At 49.7% G+C, this 1,688-nt stretch carries 13 tRNA genes and 2 rRNA genes; all 15 read right to left on the reverse strand.

Annotated features, from left to right (window positions below):
- Positions 1 to 69: 69 nt before the first annotated feature.
- Positions 70 to 143 (reverse strand) — tRNA-Met (locus E2K98_RS30470).
- Between the two features lie 46 nt (positions 144 to 189).
- A tRNA-Ser gene (locus E2K98_RS30475) sits at positions 190 to 282 on the reverse strand.
- An 18-nt stretch (positions 283 to 300) separates the two neighbouring features.
- Positions 301 to 377 (reverse strand) — tRNA-Ile (locus E2K98_RS30480).
- Between the two features lie 4 nt (positions 378 to 381).
- Positions 382 to 458: transfer RNA gene (locus tag E2K98_RS30485), tRNA-Met, on the reverse strand.
- A 19-nt stretch (positions 459 to 477) separates the two neighbouring features.
- Positions 478 to 550 (reverse strand) — tRNA-Ala (locus tag E2K98_RS30490).
- 19 nt (positions 551 to 569) lie between these two features.
- Positions 570 to 646: transfer RNA gene (locus E2K98_RS30495), tRNA-Pro, on the reverse strand.
- A gap of 4 nt (positions 647 to 650) precedes the next feature.
- A tRNA-Arg gene (locus E2K98_RS30500) sits at positions 651 to 727 on the reverse strand.
- 15 nt (positions 728 to 742) lie between these two features.
- Positions 743 to 831: transfer RNA gene (locus tag E2K98_RS30505), tRNA-Leu, on the reverse strand.
- A 5-nt stretch (positions 832 to 836) separates the two neighbouring features.
- Positions 837 to 911, reverse strand: a tRNA-Gly gene (locus E2K98_RS30510).
- Positions 912 to 925: 14 nt separating this feature from the next.
- Positions 926 to 1,010 (reverse strand) — tRNA-Leu (locus E2K98_RS30515).
- Positions 1,011 to 1,024: 14 nt separating this feature from the next.
- Positions 1,025 to 1,100 (reverse strand) — tRNA-Lys (locus E2K98_RS30520).
- A 12-nt stretch (positions 1,101 to 1,112) separates the two neighbouring features.
- Positions 1,113 to 1,188: transfer RNA gene (locus E2K98_RS30525), tRNA-Thr, on the reverse strand.
- A 16-nt stretch (positions 1,189 to 1,204) separates the two neighbouring features.
- Positions 1,205 to 1,280: transfer RNA gene (locus E2K98_RS30530), tRNA-Val, on the reverse strand.
- Positions 1,281 to 1,289: 9 nt separating this feature from the next.
- Positions 1,290 to 1,406, reverse strand: a 5S ribosomal RNA gene (gene rrf / locus E2K98_RS30535).
- Positions 1,407 to 1,538: 132 nt separating this feature from the next.
- Positions 1,539 to 1,688 (reverse strand): 23S ribosomal RNA (locus tag E2K98_RS30540); the annotation flags it as partial.

The raw sequence follows: 1,688 nt of genomic DNA on the forward strand, positions 1-1,688 counted from the left end.
ACGGGACTCGAACCCGCGACCTCCTGCGTGACAGGCAGGCATTCTAACCAACTGAACTACCAGACCAAATTGCGGAGGCAGGATTTGAACCTGCGACCTTCGGGTTATGAGCCCGACGAGCTACCAGACTGCTCCACCCCGCGATAATAATAATTGAAGCTAAAACTCTATGCTGAAGATAAAATCATATGGCGGAGGAAGAGGGATTCGAACCCCCGCGCGGTTTAACCCGCCTGTCGGTTTTCAAGACCGATCCCTTCAGCCGGACTTGGGTATTCCTCCGTAATATTTCAAATATAATGGTGGACCTTGTAGGACTCGAACCTACGACCGGACGGTTATGAGCCGTCTGCTCTAACCAGCTGAGCTAAAGGTCCCTTTTGGTAGCGGCGGAGGGGATCGAACCCCCGACCTTACGGGTATGAACCGTACGCTCTAGCCAGCTGAGCTACACCGCCAAAATATTATTTAGATAAGTGGAGTCTAGGGGGATCGAACCCCTGACCTCCTGCGTGCAAAGCAGGCGCTCTCCCAGCTGAGCTAAGACCCCATATTATAATTAAAGATAATGGTCGGGAAGACAGGATTCGAACCTGCGACCCCTTGGTCCCAAACCAAGTGCTCTACCAAGCTGAGCTACTTCCCGATAATGGCGCGCCCGAAAGGAGTCGAACCCATAACCTTTTGATCCGTAGTCAAACGCTCTATCCAATTGAGCTACGGGCGCATATTTTAAAAGCTTTGGTGCCGAGGACCGGAATCGAACCGGTACGGTAGTCACCTACCGCAGGATTTTAAGTCCTGTGCGTCTGCCAGTTCCGCCACCCCGGCAAGAGTGGAGCGGAAGACGGGATTCGAACCCGCGACCCCCACCTTGGCAAGGTGGTGTTCTACCACTGAACTACTTCCGCATATTTAATTTAATTGGTGCGGGTGAAGGGAGTCGAACCCCCACGCCTTGCGGCGCCAGATCCTAAGTCTGGTGCGTCTGCCAATTCCGCCACACCCGCATATCCAATTTAAATGGTGAGCCATGAAGGACTCGAACCTTCGACCCTCTGATTAAAAGTCAGATGCTCTACCAACTGAGCTAATGGCTCTAAACATAAAAGTGGTGCCGGCTAGAGGACTTGAACCCCCAACCTACTGATTACAAGTCAGTTGCTCTACCAATTGAGCTAAACCGGCAGGTTTATAAATATTATGGTGGAGGATGACGGGATCGAACCGCCGACCCTCTGCTTGTAAGGCAGATGCTCTCCCAGCTGAGCTAATCCTCCATTATAACAGCCTGGCAACGTCCTACTCTCACAGGGGGACAGCCCCCAACTACCATCGGCGCTGAGAAGCTTAACTTCCGTGTTCGGTATGGGAACGGGTGTGACCTTCTCGCCATTATTGCCAGACTGTTTATCAGACACTATTTTATTATAATGTCTTTTTGAAATTTTTCAAGAGGTAAATTTATTTTTTTTCATTCCCTCAAAACTAGATAATACAGAAGAAGTTTTTAGTAAAAACGAGTTCACCTTAAGACTATGGTTAAGTCCTCGATCGATTAGTATCAGTCAGCTCCACATGTCACCATGCTTCCACCTCTGACCTATCAACCTGATCATCTTTCAGGGATCTTACTAGCTTGACGCTATGGGAAATCTCATCTTGAGGGGGGCTTCATGCTTAGATGC

This window comes from Bacillus salipaludis (assembly GCF_004358205.1).